An 18,205-nucleotide genomic window follows, 5' to 3' on the forward strand; every position below is an offset into this window, starting at 1 on the left:
AATTGTGGCACGAACGGCTTTCATCCCGACCCTGATTGGCTCTTGAGTAATCACAGTTCACCCATGCAGTGCGGGGCTAACCCGAGCGCTCTTGAGATCCCGCCGCCAGGGCGGATCCGCAGCAGGAGCCACTCATAGTGTTTGCGAAAAGATGAGGCTCTATCTATAGTGTTAGGAGCACCTGCGAGATTCTGCTTTCGCCGTCAAGGGAGCAGGACTGTGCGGGTTTTGAGTTGAACACTGCCGAGACTCGGTTTTCCTAACAAAGCCCCCAAGCTTGTGTTGTGAGGAGCTAAAGCCCATGAAACAGCCGTCCTCTGGATTCCGCCGCAGTTGGGCGCCAGCAGTCTCTTGGATGAAAGCCAGTGTAGCCGCCTTTCTGTCGTTGTCACTGGTGGCCTGCCAAGAAGATGGCCGCGAGCAACCCTCAGTCACCATTACTCCTGTGCCAGTAACGGTTGTGGCGCCAACACCCACGCCTTTTCTCGTCCCCAGTCCCCTCCCGACGCCTTTGCTCACCCCGACCCCCACTCCACTCTGGAATCCTTTCCCCAGCCCCAGTCCTTCCCCCACCACACCTTTCTCAGCAGAGCCACCTTCGATTGCCGTGGTGGCCCTGACGGACGCCCGACAGACGGTGCCCTTCAATGTCTTGGTGGCCGTTACAACTCCTGCGGGTTTGGGCAGCGGCATCAGCTTCCGGGTGGAAATCCGACAGAACCCTCTCACCCTCACGTTTGATTTCACCGCCGCTGCCGCCGGCTGCCAGCCCAACAGCAGAACCTGCATCGGCACCCTTCCCATCACCATTCCGGCCTCTGCCCCCCCTGGAGATTACGAGGTTACGGCCATGGTAGCAGACAGCCAAGGCCGCATTGCCTCCGCCAAAGCCCCCTTGCGGGTACTGCCGCCGCCCGTGGCGCCAACCCCGACCGGCACGCCCAATCCTTTTCCCTCCGTGTCGCCTTCGCCCAGCCCTTCCCCTCGTCCCAGCTTTCCGCCTACGCCAACACCTAGCCCTAGACCCACCTAACCAGCGGAGACAGTTCTTTGCAGTGGAGCTGGAGTGCCTGCAGGGCAGCAGCTGTTCAACTCAACGGCCAGCCCTCTGCCCCTCGAGGCCGCTGAGGATGCTGCCGAGGCTCCTCGCTTGCTGGACCTGGGATTTGGGGAATTTTCGCAACCCCCGCAGCAAGCTTAACCAGCTGGCCTAGGGGGTTAGGCCTGGCTCTGGCGGGATCCCTTACTTTATCCTGTTTTTTATCCTGCTTTAGCCAAGGGGTTGTTAGCAGCCAGAAAATTCACAACTGTAGGGCCAGGGTCAGCGCTCAGAAACACCAACCACCCTGGACGGCTACTTACTTAGTTGGGAGGATAACGATGCGCATTGCCCAGATTGCCCCGTTGCACGAGAGCGTGCCCCCCAAGCTCTACGGCGGCACGGAGCGGGTGGTTTCTTGGTTAACTGAAGAGCTGGTGCGACGCGGGCACGAGGTGACTCTATTTGCCAGCGGCGACTCCCAGACCCAAGCGCGTCTCATCCCTTTTCGGGAGCGGGCTTTGCGGCTGGATCCCACGGCTATTGACACGGTGGCTCCCCACATCCTGATGGTGGAGAAAGCCTTTCAGATGGCCAATGAGTTTGACATCATCCACGGCCACATTGACTACTACCCCTACGCCCTGGCCCGCCGCCACCCTGAAGTTTCTTTTTTGGCCACCCTGCACGGGCGGCTGGACATTCCGGAGCTGCAGCCGCTCTACACCGAGTTTCAGGACATCCCAGTGGTCTCCATCTCCAATGCCCAGCGGCGGCCCCTGCCCCAGGCGCGCTGGGTGGGGACGGTCTATCATGGCTTGCCCCTGAATCTCCACCGTTTCTATCCAGAAAAGGGAGATTACCTGGCTTTTCTGGGCCGGGTCTCGCCGGAGAAAGGGCTGGACACGGCCATTGAAATTGCCGCGCGGGCAGGGATGCCCCTGAAAGCTGCTATCAAAATTGACGCCGTGGATCGCCAGTACTATGAGTTAGAGATTAAGCCTTTGGCCAGGCGCCACCCCAATGTGGAGATCGTGGGGGAAATCACTGACCAAGAGAAGAGCGAGTTCTTGGGCAAGGCCTATGCGGTGCTGTTTCCCATCCGCTGGCCGGAACCCTTTGGGCTAGTCATGATTGAAGCGATGGCCTGTGGCACGCCGGTGATTGCCACTCGCTTTGGCTCGGTGCCAGAAGTGATGGCCGACTGCCGCTCCGGCTTTATTGTGGACTCGGTGGAGGAGGCAGTGGAGGCGCTGGAAAAGGTGGGATCCCTTGACCGAGCGGGGGTGCGGCAGGCGTTTGAGGAGCGGTTTAGCGTCGAGAGGATGGTGTCGGAATACGAAGCTCTTTACAACCAATTGGTGAACGAACGGCAGGAGCGCTCGAAGAAAGCCACCCCCGGCCTGTCAACCCTGCCCAGGTAAAGCTGGGGCTATCTGGGGGCTCCTGTTTTGCTCCTTTGGTTGGGTGGGAAGACGCAGATGGCCGAAGACATTATCCAGATTCAGGATCAGTACTACATCCGCGCCAGCGCTTCCTTGGTGGAGGCGCGTCCCCATGTCCTCAAGCAGGACAACTGCTTTGCTATTTTTGACCGCCTGGGCAACATGCGCCCCCTCGGCATCCGGGATCACGGCCTGTTCCGCGACGATACCCGCTTTTTGTCGCGGCTGGTCTTGGATTTGCAGGGGAAGCAGTTTCTGTTGCTCAGCTCGGAGGTGCGGGAAGACAAGGATATTCTGGCGGTGGATCTCACCAACCCCGAGTTCACCACCTCGGAGGGGCAGTTCATTGAGCAGGAGACGTTGCACGTCCTGCGCACCACTTTTTTATGGAACAACGTGGCCTATGAGCGGATCCACCTTCACAACTACGGTTTGGAGACGCTCCGCGTGCCCCTTACCCTGCGCTTTGAGGCCGATTTTGCCGATATGTTTGAGATTCGCGGCATCCGGCGGACAAAGCGGGGACAACTGCTGCCAGCCCAGGTGAGCTCAGAAGGGGTAACCTTGCGCTACCGCGGCCTGGACGGGGTGGAGCGGCAAACCCGGATCCTGTTTTCCCCTCCTCCGGACGTGGTTTCGGAAAAGCTGGCGCAGTGGTGGGTGCCGCTGGCGCCGCAGGAGGAGCGGGATTTGGAGGTGAGGGTCGTCTGCAGCTATGGCGGCGAGGAGATCCCGCCCTTAACCTACCAGGAGGCGCTGCAGGCAGAGCGGGAGCAGCGGGCGGCGCTAAGAGCTTTGGCCCACCGCATCGATACCGGCAACGCCCAGTTTAACGAGTGGCTCAACGCCTCGCGGGACGACCTGGTGATGATGCTGGCCCGCACCCCCTATGGGCTCTATCCCCACGCCGGGGTGCCTTGGTTTGCCACGGTCTTTGGCCGCGACGCGCTAATCACCGCCTTGGCCACCCTCTGGTGGTTCCCCGACTTGGCCCGGGGGGTGTTGCTGTACCTGGCGGCCCACCAGGCGCAGGAGGTGGATCCCAGCCGCGATGCCGAGCCCGGCAAGATCCTGCACGAGCAGCGCTACAGTGAGATGGCTAAGACCCGCGAGATCCCCTTTGGCAATTACTTCGGCAGCATCGACGCCACTCCTTTGTTTGTGGTGCTAGCAGGGCGCTATGTGCGCCGCAGTGGGGATCTCGAGCTGTTGCGGCAGTTGTGGCCGAATATCGAGGCAGCTCTCCACTGGATGGACACCTACGGGGATCCCGACGGCGACGGCTTTTTGGAGTATGCCGGCAAGGCGCGGCGGGGCCTGCGCAACCAGGGCTGGAAAGACTCGGAAGATGCCATCTTCTATGCCGACGGATCCCTGGCCGAGCCACCCATAGCCCTGTGCGAGGTGCAGGGCTACGCCTACGAGGCCAAGCTGTTGGCGGCGGAGATGGCGGAGCTGTTGGGGCGGCACGAGCAAGCAGCGCAACTGCGCCAGCAGGCCCAGAAACTGCAGCAGCGGTTTTGGGAGCAGTTTTGGTGCGAGGAGCTGGGCGGCTATGTCCTAGCTTTGGACGGGCGCAAGCAGCCCTGCCGTGTGCGCAGCTCCAACATGGGCCACTGCCTGTTTTCCGGGATCGCCCACCCGCAGCATGCCGAGCGCATCGCGCGGCAACTTTTGGAGCCTGCTTTTTTCAGCGGCTGGGGCATCCGCACCCTGGCGGAAGGGGAAGGGCGCTACAACCCCATGTCCTACCACAACGGCTCCATCTGGCCCCACGACAACGCCCTGATTGCAGCAGGTTTGGCCCGCTATGGCTACAAGGCGGAGGCAGCCCAAGTATTGACGGCCCTGTTTGATGCCAGCCAGTTTCTGGAGCTGCGGCGGCTGCCGGAGCTGTTCTGTGGCTTTCGCCGGCGCCAGCGGGAAGGCCCCACTCTTTACCCGGTGGCCTGTCTGCCCCAGTCGTGGGCAGCGGCCAGTGTGTTCCTGCTGCTGCAAGCCTGCCTAGGCCTGGAGATCGACGGGCTGGCCCAGCAGGTGCGCCTCACCCAGCCCACCCTGCCCCTGTGGCTGCCCTATGTAACTCTTGAGAACATCCAGGTGGGGCGGGGATCCCTGGACATTGGCCTGTATCTTCAGGCAGGAGGGGTGGGGATCAACGTCCTTAGGAGCACAGGGGATGTGGAGCTAACGGTGAGGTAGGGATCCAGCCCAGGAGCAGCTACCCTCAGCGTTCCACCAGCAGGGCCACGGCAAAGGCAGCCATGGCCTCCCCCTGGCCGATGGGGCCGAGTTTTTCGTTGGTGGTGGCCTTCACGCCTACTTGTTTGGGCGATAGTTGCATGGCCTCGGCTAGACGAGCCTGCATGGCGGGGATGTGGGGCTTGAGCTTGGGCTGCTCTGCCACCACGATGCTATCGACGTTGGCAATGCGCCAGCCCTCTTGGCTTACCAACTGCACCACCTGCTGCAGGAGGAGAATGCTGTCTGCCCCTTTCCAGCGCTCCTCTTCCGGGGGAAAGTAGTAGCCAATGTCCCGCAGGGCGGCGGCTCCTAGGAGGGCGTCCATGATGGCGTGGGTGAGCACGTCCGCGTCGCTGTGGCCCAACAGACCCTTTTCATAAGGGATCCGGATCCCGCCTAGGATCAGGGGGCGCCCTTCTACGAGGCGGTGGATGTCATAGCCCTGGCCAATACGCACTGTTGCGGCTCCCTTGGGAACACCAGCGAGACTTTTGCCAACTTCCCCCCCGCAGAGGTGAAACTGCCGCTATCTATTCTGCCGACTCGAGAGGAGAGGAGCAGATGGGACAGGAGGAACCGCTGTAGCAGTCGAAGCAGATAAGGTGGGACTTCCCGTAGGGATTGGTACAGCGCTTGGCCCATGGATAGTCGCCGTAGCCGAGCTCTTTCCCACAGACATCACACCTGGGCATCGTTTTCTCCTCAAAAAAGTCTTGTAGCTAGAAGAATACAGCGCTAGAGGGATCCGGGGATCCCTGAACCCCCAGAGAGCCAGATCCGCAGGGGATCCCGTCTTCCAGCGGCGTCCAGCCCGGCTGCCAGAGATCCCGGTTTTTGAGGGTGGCGGCGTTGACCCAGAGGCGCACCTGGGGATCGCAAACGGCCCTCAGCTCGGCAAACACTAGCCCCCCTTGCCCCTCTTGGCGAGCGGTGACCTGAAAATGGCGCCAACCCATCACAGGCTGAACAGAAGTCCACTTGGAGCCCAGCAGATGGGGAAAGCGCTGTTTTCGGCGGGGTTTGCTGCGAGCCATAAGTAGAGAGCTCCAGGGCTGTCCTTGGCTGGATGGGGGAGACCGGGGGCGATAGGATCGCTAAGGGTGCTTCGGCATTCCAAGCTACCTACCTCAGCTTATCTACCTATGGTGCAGCACGAGCAACGGCTTGGGTTCTCTTGGCAGCAGGTATTGCTGATCCTCCTGGCCTGCCTGGTTTGGGCAACGGGACTGCCCCTGGTGGCGTCCAGCGCCTGGGCAGCAACCGAGCCGGCACTCTCTGGCAAACTCACAGGGCCGGAGTGGCGCCAGGCGGATCCTGAGGCCAAGCAGGCGTTTTGTCGCAAAGCCTTTCAGGCGTTTCGGGCCTCTCCTGCCCAGAGCTACATCATCAGCTCCAATGTGCAAGCTTTGACCCCAGAAGGTCTGTGTCAGCGGCTGGATCAGTTTTATCAGTACCCCATCCACGACGAGATCCCGCTCAACCAAGCCGCCAACATTGCCCCCTTGCTGTTCTCGGATCAGCCGCTGGAGCAGCCCTGATGCGGCAGGGATCCGCAAAACTCCCGAGCCTGAGCAACCCCTCTGCCCCCTGCTGCTAGGGCGGGTCTTGGCAGCAGGGTCGATAATAGAACTGTTCTCTTGCAGATCTAGATCTCAAGTTCTATGGCCGGCTCCGTCATTGCTCCCGAAAACCTGCTGGATCTCTGCGAACAGGGGGTGCAAAAGGCCCTGGCTGCCGGAGCTGACCAAGCAGAGGTGTTTGCCAACTCAGGCCGCGAGACGGAAGTAACTTTTGAGAAAAATGACCTCAACCTGGTTCGCACTAGTTGTGAGACCCTGTTTGGCATCCGGGTTTTCTGCGGCGGCAGGCTGGGCTTTGCCACTTCCAACCGCCCAGAGGATCTGGCCGAGACAGCAGCTGAGGCGGTGGCCATGGCTAAGGCCTCGCCGGCGGATCCCCTCAACGGCCTGCCGGATCCCCAGCCTCTGCCCCAGGTGCCCTTTGCCCTCGACCCGGGCCTACTGGAACTGGATGCTGCCGAGCTGACGCAACTGGGATCCCAACTGGTGGAGTGGGTACGCTCTCAAGACCCCCGCATCACCATTGACAGCGGCTCCTTTAGCGTGGAAGAGGACACCGTGGCCATTGCTTCTTCCACCGGCATCCGCGCCAACTACCACAGCGTCGAGGCGGGTGGATCCCTGTTTGGCATGGCCATCGATGGGGATGAGGTGGGCAGCTTTGCCTACGACGGCGACAGTGTCCAGAAGCGGGCGGATCTGGTGCCGGCCCTGGAGCGGGCTTTTAATCGCTTTGTGCAAAAGTGTGTGGGGGCTCTAGGGGCTAGGGAGGGGGAGAGTTTTCGCGGTCCCATCGTCCTGCCCCCGGAGGTGGTGGAGGAGTTTCTGGGAGACCTCCTCTTTGTGCTGGGGGCAGACGCGGTGCGCAAGGGCAAAAGCCCCCTGGCGCAGAAGATGGGATCCCTGATTGCTAGCCCCCTGTTGACCTTGGTTTCCGAGGGACTGGGCTTGCCCGGCTATCTCATTGAGCCCTTTGACCGCGAGGGGATGCCACGCCAGGTTACCCCCCTGATCCACGAGGGGATCCTCTGCAACTTCATGTACAACAGCTACGAAGCCCGGGCTGCTGGCGTTCCCTCCAATGGCCACGCCACCGGGGGGGCGGGCAGCTTGCCAGGAGTGGGGCCAGCCTGTTTGAGGGTGACCCCGGGAACGACGCCCCTGGCGGAGCTGTACGCGATGGAGCGGGGCATCATTGTCACGCGGCTTTCCGGCAGCAGCAACCCCATCACAGGGGATTTTTCTGGGGTGGTGAAGGGGGGCTTTTTGGTCAAGGGTGGCGAGAAGCGCCCCATCCTGGAGACCACCATTGCCGGCAACCTCTACGACTGTTTGCGCAATATCTCTGCCATCTCCCAGGAAGTAACCGTTTTCAACGGCACGGCTGCCTTTCCCGCTCTGCGCATTGAAGATGTCTCGATCACGGCAGGCTGAGCCAGCTCAGTGGCCTAGCCAGCACCCTTAGGCTAGGACCTGGCCAGGAAGCGACAGCGGCAAACTGCCACCCCCCGCGATCCCCAGTAGCAGCGATACAGTGGTCTTATTCCCAAAAGCCGCGGAGTTGTTTCCATGGGCCAGGAGATCACCTGCCTGAGTTTTAGCGACGAAGACTTTACTGAGTTCAAAGCTCGGCTGCAGCAAGAAACAGATTTGCTCGAGCGCTGGCTGGCCGGCGTGCCGGGGCTGGATCCCGCCTGTCGGCCCTTTGCCCAGGGATCCCTGGTGGGCGGGTTTGAGCTGGAAGCGTGGCTGGTCACCCCCCAGGGAGAGCCGGCCCCGATCAACTCCGCCTACCTGGAGGCCGTCAACAACCCGCTGGTGGTGCCGGAACTGGCCCGCTTCAACATCGAGATCAACGGCCGGCCTCAGGTTTTGGTCGGCTCGGCTCTGCGGCAGTTGCAGCAAGAGCTGGCGCAGACCTGGGATCACTGCTGCCGAGTGGCCGAGCAACTGCAGGCGGGGCTGGTGATGATCGGCATTTTGCCCACGCTGCAGCAGCAGCAGCTCACTTTGGAGATGATCTCGCCCCGCAAGCGCTACCTGGCCCTCAACGAGCAGATCCTAAACCTGCACCGGCGCGAGCAACCTTCAGGGATCCCGCCCCTGGGGCTGGCGATTGCAGGGCCTGCCACCCTGCTGCGCGTCACCCACCCAAACGTTATGCTGGAGGCAGCCACCACCTCCTTTCAGATCCATCTGCAGGTGTCGCCCCACCAGGCAGCCCGCTACTTCAACGCTTCTCTCCTGGTGTCGGCCCCCCTGGTGGCCCTGGCAGCCAATTCTCCCTATCTGTTTGGGCACGACCTGTGGGCGGAAACCCGCATCCCGGTGTTTGAGCAGGCGTTGGATGGCCCACCCCCCCTCGCCCCCACCCACCAAGCTCGCGTTACCTTCGGGCAAGGCTATGTCCAGGAATCCCTAATGGAGCTGTTTTGGGAAAATCTGCACCGCTACCCGGTGGTGTTGCCGCAAAGGCTAGCTGCTGCTCCCTCAGAGCTGGCCCATCTGCGCCTGCACAACGGCACCATCTGGCGCTGGAACCGCCCCCTCATCGGCTTGGATCCCGTTCCCCACCTGCGCATCGAACAGCGGGTGACTGCAGCAGGCCCCACCCTGCCGGACATGATTGCCAATGCGGCCTTCTACTTTGGCCTGGTGCAAGCTCTAGGATCCCAACCCCTTCCTCCGGAGCAGGAGCTGAGCTTTGCCCAGTGCCGCGCCAATTTCTACGCGGCCGCCCGCTTTGGCCTCGAGGCCCCCATCACCTGGCTCAAGGGGTGGCAGGGATCCCTGCGCCAGTTGTTGTTGCAAGAGCTGCTCCCGCAAGCAGAGGCGGGCTTGGCGCAACTGGACTTGGACCCCCAGGATATCCAGGAGTACCTGGGCATTCTCCGCGCCCGCGTCGAGTCGGGGCAGAATGGGGCCACCTGGCAGCGCCGCTACGTGGCTCGGCATGGTAAAGATATGCAACAATTGACCTGTGCCTACTGGGAACGACAGCGGCAAGGTCAGCCGGTACACACCTGGGATCTCGGCTAGGGAAGCCGGCAGGGGGGATAAGTCACCGCTTGAGGGATGCTTTCTCAAAAGTCAGGGCGACGACCTAAGCCACAAGCACGACAGCCAGTTGTTGATTTCCAGCTAAGGATGAGACAGTTCGCTACCCCAATCTCCCTTTCCCCTCTCCCGTTGGGAGAGGGGCTGGGGGTGAGGGCTTCTTAAGCAGCCAAAAGGTTTGCGTTGAGGTGCTTGCCCAAAAAACCGTATGCTCACCGTTCTCGATCACCTGCCGGAGCAACTCCTAGATTTAGAAGCCCATCACCTCTATGACCGATTGGGCGGGCCAACCCTCATCCATCTGGCGGGACGGCGGGATCCCCCTCTGTTTGTTTCCGTCCTGCTGCACGGCAACGAGACTACCGGCTGGCAGGCAGTGCGCCAGCTTCTGCGCTGCTACCGCGGGCGGGAGTTGCCTCGCTCCCTTTCCCTGTTCATTGGCAATGTGCAAGCTGCCCGCCACGGGCAACGGCGGCTAGACGGCCAACCGGACTACAACCGCATTTGGGGCCCCGGCTCCACTCCCGAACACGCTATGGCTCAGGCCGTCCTGCGGCAGATGCAGCAACGCGGCGTGTTTGCCAGCGTTGACCTCCACAACAACACGGGCACCAATCCCCATTACGCCTGTGTCAATTACTTAGATCGCTCTACCTTGCACCTGGCCACCTTATTTGGGCGCACCGTCCTCTATTTCACCAAGCCAGAAGGGGTGCAGAGTATGGCCTTTGGGCGCTTCTGCCCGGCGGTAACCCTGGAATGTGGCAAGCCGGATCAGCCCCACGGCACCCAACATGCCTACGAATTTCTGGAAGCCTGCCTGCACCTGTCGGCGCTGCCGCAACGCCCCGTCCTGCGACAAGATATTGATTTATTTCACAGCGTCGCCATCGTCAAGATCCCGGAGGAGGTGAGCTTCAGCTTTGGGGAAGCGGGGGAAGCACCCAAGGGATCCCAGCCACACCTGCGCTTTCTCCCCGATTTGGATCTCCTCAATTTTCGGGAGCTCCCTCCCCACACCTGCATCGGCTGGACGAACAACGGCTTCCACCTGGAGGTCCAAGACGAGCAAGGCCAAGATGTGGCGGAGCGCTTTTTCTATACCCAGAATGGGGAAATTCGCACCCGCGTGCCCCTGGTGCCGGGCATGCTCACCCTCAATAGCCGCATCATCCGCCAAGATTGCCTCTGCTACCTGATGGAGCGCTACTCGCTAGCGGGTTGAGTTGAGGGATGCACAAGCAGTCCTGGAGCTAAGCTAGTAGAGCTCCTGAAGAGAAGCCGCCGGTCAGCCGCAGGGAGAATGAAAGCCCAGCTTCCGGTTACGATTTTGACGGGTTTTTGGGGCAGGGGCAAAACCCCACTGCTCAGGCGCCTCTTGCAGGAGGAGGGGCTGGGCAGTGGAGTGATCCGCAACGAGTTGGGTGGGATCTCCATCGAGGGCAACCTAGCCCACCTGGCTGCAGGAGCGCTGCTGCAGCTTAGCAATGGCTGTCTCTGGGGCAGGGTGCGGCAGGACCTTGAAGGGGCCGCTGGGGAGCTGCCCCTGCCTGCCCAGGCGTTGGACTACCGGGTAGCGGATCCCAGGCAAGCAACCGAGCTATTTGTCCAGAAAACTTTCCGCCCGGAGCTGCGCCTTGCGGCCGTGGTAACCTTGGGCCACGGGGCCAAGTACTGGCGCAATTTCCAGCGCTCCCAAACTGTTGCCCACCAGATTAGCAGCGCCGACCTCCTGCTGCTCAACAAAGCGGATGGAATCACCGCTGCTGAACTTGACCTGCGCTGCTACAACTCTGCGGTCTCTTGTCTGCTCACCACCCCAGTTCCCCTGGCCTGTATTTTGGAGGTGCCCGCCTTTTGCCCGGAACTCTGGGATCCCCAGCTCTCCGCTGCCGAGGCTGAAGCTCACGCCTACCCCAGCCACCGCCTAGCCCCAGACGGGAGCCAATCCCTGAGCTTTCAACTGCAGCAGCCGCTGGGGGACTGGCGGCAGGAGGTGCCGGAGACCCTTGTTTGCGCTAAGGGAGTACTGGGGTGGACGAGCCACAGCGGGTTATGTTTCACCAGCTGGGCTGTCGGCAGACCCTCTCGTTGGAGTGAGCAGGGGATCCCCGGGAGCGGCGCCTGTCCAAAAGGGTCTTCACTGGCAAGGGGCTAGACCGGGAAGCCCTGGCCGCCGGCCTCAAGCAGGTGTGCCGCTCAACCGCCACCTGCCCATAAGTTTTGGGAGGGGAGAATGGCCATGACTCGCAGCAAACTTTCAGAGCAGGAACACCAGCAGATTGTCAATGCCTACCGCAGCTCGGTGGCTACTGTTGCTGAATTGGCGGAGCAATTCCGAGTCAGCCTCTCCACCATCACCCGCGTTCTCAAGGAAAATATCCCTCCTGAGGAGTACCAGCGGCTCATTCAGCTCAAACGCTCAGCAGCCCGCCGCAAAGACAAGGGCAAGGAACTTACCCTTCCCCTAGACACTCCCGAGGTACCCCAGCCGCAACAGGGTCTGTTTCCAGAGGCTGCCGACGCCTCCCCTCAGGCGGGCGAGGGAGAGGGGACAACAGGAGCAGAACTGCCTCCTGAAGCATTGCCGGCCCACCTGGTGGCTGAGCTACAGGCAGATCTGGCCGCAGACGAAGACAGAGAGCTGGAAGAAGAAGAGGAAGACGAGGAGGACCCTAGCGACGATTTTCTAGACAGCGCAGAGGCAGGACCAGATCTCCTCGCAGAGCCTGTCCATCAAATTCGGGTGCTCCCCCTGGAGGAGCTGAATCCGCCTGAGACCTGCTATGTGGTGGTGGATCGCTACCAAGAATTGGCCACCCGCCCCCTCAGGGAATTTTTGGGGCCGGGATGCTTGGAAGGGATCGAGAATGCCAATACGCTGCCCATTTTTGACAACCACAAGGTGGCTCGGCGCTTTTCCGAAATGAGCCGCCGGGGTAGCAACACCCACCCGCCCTACCGGGTCATCCAATTTCCCGGCTACATTCTGGAAATTGTGCGCTCGCAGTTGCAAAAAAAAGGCATTACTTACCTGCTGGTAGATGGACAGATCTACAGCTTGTAAAGGATTAGACCTATGTCCGAGTTTCAACTGGTTTCCCCCTACCAACCTACCGGGGATCAGCCTAAGGCAATTGCTGGCTTAGTGCAGTCAATTTTGGAGGGCCATCGCTTTCAAACTCTGCTGGGGGCAACCGGAACTGGCAAAACTTTTACCATTGCCCATACTATCCAGCAGATTGGCAGGCCGACCCTGGTGATGGCCCCCAACAAAACCTTGGCCGCACAACTGTGCAACGAGCTGCGCGAGCTTTTTCCCTACAATGCTGTTGAGTATTTCATCAGCTACTATGACTACTACCAGCCGGAGGCCTATGTGCCCAGTACCGACACCTACATTGCCAAGTCCTCTTCCATTAACGAAGAAATTGACATGCTGCGGCACTCGGCTACCCGCTCCCTCTTTGAACGGCGGGATGTCATCGTTGTGGCTTCTGTAAGCTGCCTCTATGGCTTGGGCATGCCGGAGGAATACCTGAAGGCTTCCATCCCCTTCAAAGTTGGCCAGCAAATTGACCAGCGGCAAGTCTTGCGGGATCTAGTCAGCATCCAGTATGAGCGCAATGATCTGGAACTGGTGCGGGGGCGGTTTCGCGTCAAAGGGGATGTGTTGGAAATTGTGCCTGCCTACGAAGACCGAGTCATTCGCATTGAGTTTTTTGGCGACGAGATTGAGGCCATTCGCCTCATTGACCCAGTAACAGGTCAAATCCTCACCAGCGTCAGCGCCCTCAGGGTTTATCCAGCTCGCCACTTTGTAACACCAGAAGAGCGGCTAGAACAGGCCATCCGCAGCATCGAGCAGGAACTGGAAGAGCAGCTAGCTCTCTTTCGCCGCCAGGGCAAGCTCTTGGAAGCCCAGCGGCTAGAGCAGCGCACCCGCGCTGATCTGGAAATGCTGCGGGAGGTGGGCTATTGCAACGGCATTGAAAACTACTCCCGCCACCTGACAGGGCGCAAGGAAGGAGAGCCACCTGCCTGCTTAGTGGACTACTTTAAGGCCAACGATTGGCTCTTGGTGGTGGACGAATCCCACGTCACGGTGCCGCAAATCCGTGGCATGTACAATGGGGATCGCGCCCGCAAACAGGTGCTAGTGGATCACGGCTTTCGCCTGCCCAGTGCCCTCGACAACCGCCCCCTCAAAGCCGAAGAGTTTTGGGCCAAAGTCCACCAATGCATCTTTGTTTCCGCCACGCCTGGCAACTGGGAACTGGAGCAAAGCGGAGCCCAATTTGAAACAGTGGTGGAAAACGGCAAAACCCTAAAGTTCTATGTGCCGGGTACGGGTCGGGTTGTAGAGCAGGTCATTCGGCCCACCGGCGTGGTGGATCCCGAGGTGCATGTGCGCCCTACCGCCGGGCAGATCGAGGATTTGCTGGGGGAGATCTATCTGCGGCTAGAGCGCTCGCAGCAGGGCCCTGCCGAACGGGTAATCGTGACCACCCTCACCAAACGCATGGCCGAAGATCTCACAGAATACCTGCAGGAACGCGGCATCCGCGTTCGCTACCTACACTCTGAGATTACCCCCATCGAGCGCATCGAGATCCTCCAAGATTTCCGGGAAGGAGCTTTTGATGTCCTGGTGGGAGTCAATTTGTTGCGGGAAGGGTTGGATTTGCCGGAAGTCTCCTTGGTGGCCATTTTGGATGCGGATAAAGAAGGATTTCTGCGGGCGGAGCGATCCCTAATCCAGATGATTGGGCGGGCAGCGCGCAATGTTCGCGGCACGGTGGTGATGTACGCCGACACTCTCACCAGCAGCATGGCCCGGGCTATTGCCGAAACCCAGCGCCGCCGGGAAATTCAATTGCAATACAACCGCCAGCACAACATCACCCCCAAGCCCATCGTTAAGAAAAACAGCAACGCTATTTTGTCTTTTTTAGCCATCTCCCGCAAACTCAACGGCAGGGATCTAGAAAAAGCCTTTCCAGCACCAGATGAGATCCCGCTATCAAAAATTCCAGAGCTAATTAGCGAGCTAGATGCAAAGATGAAGGCGGCGGCTAAAAACCTGGAATTTGAAGAAGCTGCCCGGCTGCGCGACCAGATTAAAAAGCTGCGCCAACGGCTTTTGGGCCACCCTCAGAGCCTCTGAACGCTTAGCCTACCTCCCTTGGGATTTGCTTGTGCCACCATAGGCATACCGCCAAGCCTCCCCGGGATCTCTGCAACCATGGGTGTTTGTCTCCGCCGCGCCATTCGAGAGTCCCTCCTCCTGAAGGGAGCTGTGCTAGGGCTGACGGTGGGGATCGGTCTCTGGCTTTCCCCTGCCGTCTCTGCCCCCCTTGAGGGCCGCCTGGCTCAGGCCCTCGAGCTACAGACTCCTGGCCTTGCCCCTGAGGGATCCCCCCCTCCGATCCCGTTGACTGGCCAAGAGGGCACAGAAGTCTTGGTGGGGAAGGTCCCCGTGTTTCGCCTGCAGACGGCAGAGTACCCCAGTGACGTGCGGGCCGATAACGTGCGGGCCATCATCGAGCGCTTTTTAGAAGAAGGCCAGTTGCCAGAGCCAGAGGTGCGGGTGGCCCAGGAGGCCAATGGGCAGTACGTCCTCCGTCTGGGAGAAAGAGGCCGCTTTGAGGCCACCCAACGGTATTTGTTTACTGTCACCTATGCCGATGCGGCTGCCGAGCGCAGGATACCGCTGGGCCAGGTGAGCCTCAACGATGTGCGTCTGGTGGCCAACAGTTGGGCACGACGGCTGGAACAAGCCATTGCCGAGTACCGGCAGGATCGGCTGGATCTGCAGCGGACGCGGGATCCGCGCGTGCTGCTGTTTACTCTCCTAGCTGGGCTGGCCACTTTGGCGCTGGGGTTCTTTCTCTGGCGGCTGTTTGACCGCAGCCTTGTCCGCCTGCAGAGGTGGCTAGAGCTCCGGGCCGACCCAGGCTGGGGCAGCTGGATTGACGTGGGAGGATCCCTGCTGCGCAGCCTGGGGGCAATGCTGATTGCCGGCATCTCGCTGGATCGCGGCATCAGCTTCATACCCCCCCTGCGACCCTTTCAGCGGGCTTTTTACGCGCGCCTGGAGCAGGTGGTGGACACGGCGCTGGGCGTTCTCACCCAACCGCTGCCCAATTCCCATGTTTCCATTGCTAGCCTGTTGGTTTTCTTTGTCCTGGCCGCTCTGGTTTTTACGGTTGCCCACTACATCAGCGTTGGCTTGAAGCGGCGACTATTAGGTCGCCTTGGGCTAGACTTGGGCACCCAGGAGTCGACGGCGGCCATCTTCAAATACGTCCTCACTCTCTTTGGGATCCTGCTGGTGCTGCCCTTTAGTGGCCTCAACCTCAGCTCCTTAGCTGTGATTGCGGGGGCGGTGGGCTTGGGCATTGGCTTTGGCCTGCAAAACCTTTCCAACAACTACATTAGCTACCTCGCCATCCTCCTGGAGCGCCCCATCCAGATTGGGGATCTGGTCGAAGTGGATAACTTGCTGGGCACGGTGGAGCACATTGGCCCGCGGGCAACTGTCCTGCGCACCTTGGATCGCATCTTTGTGATTGTGCCCAACTCCCGCTTCACCGAGTCGAAGGTGGTGAACTGGAGCTACCGGGATCCCCGCTGCCGCATCCACATTCCCGTAGGTGTAGCCTATGGCTCCGATACGGCCGTGGTTACCGAAGCCCTCCTTGCGGTTGCTAGAGGGAATCCGCGGGTTCTGACCAACCCGCCTCCGCAGGTGTGGCTTAGATCTTTTGGGCCCTCTTCCCTTAACTTTGAGCTGCTGGTGTGGATCAACCGTCCTCAGGATCAATTTGTCTTGATTAGCGAGCTCAACTTTGCCATTGAGGCAGAGTTTCGGCGGCGTGGGATCCGCATCCCCTTCCCCCAGCAAGATATCCACATCCGCAGCTTGGAAGGACTAGTTTCCCTCAGCCCCGATGGCGGATCCCGTTCTCTACCTGATGCCGCTTCCATCCAGTCGGCCCTCAGCGAAGCAGCCCAGTTCCTGGAAGACAAAAGCGGCCTTTCCTAAGGATTAGGGCAAGACCCCATGCTGCAAAGCCTAGAGCATGTGTTGGCAAGTTTCAGCGCTCACCCCCTTTGGGCCGAGCTTAGCCAAATGCAGACCCTGCGGCAGATCTGGCCGGAAGTGGTGGGAGAAGCGGTAGCCGCGCAAACCCATCCCGTCAACCTGCGCCGTCAGGTGCTGCAGGTGGCCACCTCTACCCCTGCTTGGGCTCAGAACCTCACCTTGCAGCGCCAACTGATTCTAAAGAAACTCAACAGCCGCCTGCCCTCTCCCCTCACTGATATCCGCTTTAGCCCCGCTGCTTGGCATGCCAGATCTGGCTTGGCTAACTCTTTTGCCGCCGATGCGGAGCTGGTGGACAAGTTCTACCCCCTTTCCCCTGCACCGCCAAAGCGGCCTGCTGCCCCTCGCTGCTCTTGCTTACCTCCCTCTTCTGAGGAGGTCAAAGCTGCCTTTGAGCGCTGGGCTCAGCGAGTGAAACAGCACCAGACCCGGCAAAACCTGTTCCCCTGCCCTGCCTGCGGCTGCCCCACCCCTGCCGCCGAGCTGGAGCGTTGGTTTGTCTGTGGGTTTTGCCATCGCCAGTCCTTGCGGAGGCCCGGCCCTCCCTACCGCGACTGGCAGGAGCTGAACAGGCGTTCCCCCTACTCCAGCAACCCCGACCAGCGCAGGTAGGCTTCGACCAGCGGGGAGCCTGCCAAGGCAGCCACAGCCCCGCCTAGAGCCAAGTAGGGTCCAAAGGGGACGGGTTTGCCCAGGCGGGCCTTTCCTTTGGCCAGGGCCAGCAAGTTAGCCAGCAAGCCCAACCCCGAACCCACTAGGAGGGTCACCCCCACCCCCTGCCAGCCCAGCCACATACCAATCAGGGCAAGCAACTTGCCATCTCCTCCGCCTAGGGCCTCCCGCCGCAAAACCCGGCGGGCCACCAAGCCAATACCCTCCAACAGCCAAATGCCGAGCACCGCGCCAGCAATCCCCGCCACCACTGACCAGCCCATGGCGGCCAGGGATCCCGACCCTTCCCACCAGGGCAGGAGCAAGCGGGCCAGCAGCCCCGCCACCAAGCCGGAGCGGGTGAGCGCTTCCGGCAGCAGAAACGTATCTAGGTCAACCAGGGCCAGCGCCAGCAGCCAGCTCAACAAGACACAGGTGAGGATCCCGCGGGGGGAAAACCCTAAGATGGCGATGCTGAGGCCAAACAGCCCCAGGGTCAAGGCCTCAACGGCAGGGTAGCGCCAGGCAATGGGATCCCCGCAGTGGCGGCAGCGACCCCGCAGCAGGAACCAACCCAGGAGGGGGAGGTTTTCCGTGGGGCTCAGGGGGGTCTTGCAGTGGGGACAATGGGATCCGGGATAGAGCAGAGAGAGACCCCGCGGCAGGCGGTAGACCACCACGTTGATAAAGCTGCCCACACAAGCCCCCAGGACCAACACCAGCACCCAACCCAGCAGACGCAGTTCCCAGGGGCTGTTCGTGTCGACGTTGCTCAGCCACATTGCGCAAGCGCTGCTTAGCAGCGCAGAAGGTTGAGCAGGGCAGCCAAAGCAAGGGTAGCCCTTCTGCCTCACTGCAGCGGCTCCAGCTGCTGCAGGGGGATGAAGGTTTCTTGGGGTAGCAGAATGGGAAACTCAGAAAAGATCAGATCCCCTCGCAGGGTACGGCGGTGGATGACCACACCCCGCGGTGGCTGCTCCACCACCTCTGGTCGGTGCTGAAGATGAAGCTGGTAGATCTGGCGAGCTGCTTGCAGCAAAGTGCTGTCCATGTGCGCTTCCCCACCTTGCGAAGCCCACTA

At 60.8% G+C, this 18,205-nt stretch carries 16 protein-coding genes; 12 read left to right on the forward strand and 4 right to left on the reverse strand.

Annotated features, from left to right (window positions below; genetic code table 11):
• Window positions 1-355 precede the first annotated feature (355 nt).
• The 3 genes from NW822_RS04845 (at window position 356) to NW822_RS04855 (ending at window position 4,686) form a co-directional block, all read left to right on the forward strand.
• Window positions 356-1,033, forward strand: a complete 678-nt coding sequence (locus NW822_RS04845; RefSeq protein ID WP_414403694.1) for a hypothetical protein — start codon at window positions 356-358, stop codon at window positions 1,031-1,033.
• A gap of 347 nt (window positions 1,034-1,380) precedes the next feature.
• Window positions 1,381-2,463, forward strand: a complete 1,083-nt coding sequence (locus NW822_RS04850) for a glycosyltransferase family 4 protein (protein ID WP_414403695.1) — start codon at window positions 1,381-1,383, stop codon at window positions 2,461-2,463.
• A gap of 57 nt (window positions 2,464-2,520) precedes the next feature.
• Complete coding sequence (locus tag NW822_RS04855; protein ID WP_414403696.1) at window positions 2,521-4,686, forward strand: glycogen debranching N-terminal domain-containing protein; 2,166 nt, start codon at window positions 2,521-2,523, stop codon at window positions 4,684-4,686.
• Window positions 4,687-4,711: 25 nt separating this feature from the next.
• Here NW822_RS04855 and ispF read toward each other — a convergent pair whose 3' ends face one another.
• Together ispF and NW822_RS04865 are read right to left on the reverse strand one after the other, a co-directional pair.
• Entirely contained in the window at window positions 4,712-5,185 is a 474-nt protein-coding gene (ispF, locus tag NW822_RS04860) for a 2-C-methyl-D-erythritol 2,4-cyclodiphosphate synthase (RefSeq protein WP_414403697.1), read from the reverse strand.
• Window positions 5,186-5,447: 262 nt separating this feature from the next.
• Window positions 5,448-5,762: a TIGR02450 family Trp-rich protein gene (locus NW822_RS04865; protein ID WP_414403698.1), complete on the reverse strand. Its 315-nt coding sequence runs from the start codon at window positions 5,760-5,762 to the stop codon at window positions 5,448-5,450.
• A 108-nt stretch (window positions 5,763-5,870) separates the two neighbouring features.
• On the opposite strand from NW822_RS04865, the gene NW822_RS04870 reads away from it, so the two are divergent.
• From NW822_RS04870 to NW822_RS04910, 9 genes are all read left to right on the forward strand, one after another.
• Window positions 5,871-6,266, forward strand: a complete 396-nt coding sequence (locus tag NW822_RS04870) for a hypothetical protein (protein ID WP_414403699.1) — start codon at window positions 5,871-5,873, stop codon at window positions 6,264-6,266.
• A gap of 123 nt (window positions 6,267-6,389) precedes the next feature.
• The gene (locus NW822_RS04875; protein ID WP_414361718.1) at window positions 6,390-7,742 is read left to right on the forward strand and encodes a TldD/PmbA family protein; all 1,353 of its coding nucleotides are present in this window, start codon (window positions 6,390-6,392) and stop codon (window positions 7,740-7,742) included.
• 135 nt (window positions 7,743-7,877) lie between these two features.
• Window positions 7,878-9,347 (forward strand): glutamate-cysteine ligase family protein, encoded by a 1,470-nt coding sequence (locus tag NW822_RS04880; protein ID WP_414403700.1) that lies wholly within the window; start codon window positions 7,878-7,880, stop codon window positions 9,345-9,347.
• 226 nt (window positions 9,348-9,573) lie between these two features.
• Window positions 9,574-10,590 (forward strand): M14 family metallopeptidase, encoded by a 1,017-nt coding sequence (locus NW822_RS04885; RefSeq protein ID WP_414361714.1) that lies wholly within the window; start codon window positions 9,574-9,576, stop codon window positions 10,588-10,590.
• Window positions 10,591-10,668: 78 nt separating this feature from the next.
• On the forward strand, window positions 10,669-11,523 hold the full coding sequence (locus NW822_RS04890; RefSeq protein WP_414403701.1) for a GTP-binding protein: 855 nt from the start codon (window positions 10,669-10,671) through the stop codon (window positions 11,521-11,523).
• An 84-nt stretch (window positions 11,524-11,607) separates the two neighbouring features.
• Window positions 11,608-12,432, forward strand: a complete 825-nt coding sequence (locus NW822_RS04895; protein ID WP_414361710.1) for a hypothetical protein — start codon at window positions 11,608-11,610, stop codon at window positions 12,430-12,432.
• 12 nt (window positions 12,433-12,444) lie between these two features.
• A complete protein-coding gene (uvrB, locus tag NW822_RS04900) occupies window positions 12,445-14,532 on the forward strand; it encodes an excinuclease ABC subunit UvrB (protein ID WP_414403702.1) in 2,088 nt (695 codons plus the stop codon).
• Window positions 14,533-14,610: 78 nt separating this feature from the next.
• Window positions 14,611-16,413 carry a mechanosensitive ion channel family protein gene (locus tag NW822_RS04905; RefSeq protein WP_414403703.1) on the forward strand — a complete coding sequence of 601 codons (1,803 nt, stop codon included), beginning with the start codon at window positions 14,611-14,613 and terminating at the stop codon, window positions 16,411-16,413.
• 18 nt (window positions 16,414-16,431) lie between these two features.
• Window positions 16,432-17,085, forward strand: a complete 654-nt coding sequence (locus NW822_RS04910) for a DUF721 domain-containing protein (protein WP_414403704.1) — start codon at window positions 16,432-16,434, stop codon at window positions 17,083-17,085.
• Here the strand turns inward: NW822_RS04910 and NW822_RS04915 are convergent.
• The gene (locus NW822_RS04915; protein WP_414403705.1) at window positions 17,055-17,906 is read right to left on the reverse strand and encodes a prepilin peptidase; all 852 of its coding nucleotides are present in this window, start codon (window positions 17,904-17,906) and stop codon (window positions 17,055-17,057) included. The genes NW822_RS04910 and NW822_RS04915 overlap by 31 nt on opposite strands.
• 68 nt (window positions 17,907-17,974) lie before the next feature.
• Window positions 17,975-18,175: a hypothetical protein gene (locus NW822_RS04920; protein ID WP_414403706.1), complete on the reverse strand. Its 201-nt coding sequence runs from the start codon at window positions 18,173-18,175 to the stop codon at window positions 17,975-17,977.
• Between the last annotated feature and the right edge of the window lie 30 nt (window positions 18,176-18,205).

Origin of the sequence: Synechococcus sp. H70.2, assembly GCF_047462275.1 — a bacterium.
Taxonomy (GTDB): Bacteria; Cyanobacteriota; Cyanobacteriia; order Thermostichales; family Thermostichaceae; genus Thermostichus.